The following is a 976-nucleotide window of genomic DNA, read 5'->3' on the forward strand; positions in this document are numbered from 1 at the left end:
CGTCAGCAGTGTATTCTGTAAGCTTATTCTCGTTACTTAAGTTAGCAAGTTCTCCTGCATAGTCTAAAGCCTTGTTACGGTCTTTGTCGTAGCTTTCACCCTCTTTCTTGCCAGCTCTCACTAGATACTTTAATACCTGCATTGTATACCAGCCTGCAAGCTCTTCATAGTTAAAATGATGTTTAAAGTATTCGTTAAGTTCCATACCGTATTCATTGGCATAGTGCTTATTTGTACCATAATTCATTAGATGTTACCCCCAATCCATGCAATAAGCAACGTCGCAAGCATACCTATCCAAGTGATAGCGATAAGTGTAAAGCCGACACCTGCAACCATCATTAAAGTTTTTACTGTATCTTTCATTTTGTTCTCCTCTATTTATAACTCTATTCTATCAAATTGCTTTTACTTTATCAAATATTAACTGTTTTTAACCATAAATAATTTCTCATTTTCTTTTTTGCTTCTTCCACTTTGGAGAGTGCTGCGCGCTTTGTCAAAAGAATATACAGCTTCAAAGCGTTCATCTGAAATTGAATAACTTGAAATTATCACGATGTTATTTTTAGCCATTACAAATGCCCAGTCATAAAATTCTTGACTATCGAATTGATTAATATAACCTTTTTGGTGACTTTCTTCATAAGGTGGGTCAAGATATAGAATAGCTCCAGAAACATCACTAAAAGCGTGATAACTTTTGCTTGTAGCTTTTATTTTATTTAATTTTTGAAGTTGTTGAATTCGTTGAAGTTGTTCAAGTCGTTCAAGTTGTTGAAGTCGTTGAATTTGTTGAAATTGTTTGTACTTTTCAATCGATCTCTTATATGTTTTGGTCTGTTTATAACCACTAAAAACGTCATGCTTTTCAATTATTTCTTTAGCTAGATTATATTTTAAATCTGAAATTTCTTTAGAATATAAATAATCTCTCTTTTTATTACCGAAAGAGTTAATCAGCAACTTCAAAAAG

General features: G+C 32.5%; 2 protein-coding genes. Both read right to left on the reverse strand.

Annotated features, from left to right (window positions below; all coding sequences use genetic code 11):
• Positions 1–247 (reverse strand): DUF3310 domain-containing protein (locus EII29_RS11295; RefSeq protein ID WP_125237596.1); only part of this gene is annotated, 247 nt, incomplete at its 3' end.
• Positions 248–423: 176 nt separating this feature from the next.
• The coding region (locus EII29_RS12280; RefSeq protein WP_199726086.1) for a hypothetical protein at positions 424–976 on the reverse strand (553 nt) is incomplete at its 5' end.

This window comes from Leptotrichia sp. OH3620_COT-345 (genome assembly GCF_003932895.1).
GTDB lineage: Bacteria > Fusobacteriota > Fusobacteriia > Fusobacteriales > Leptotrichiaceae > Pseudoleptotrichia.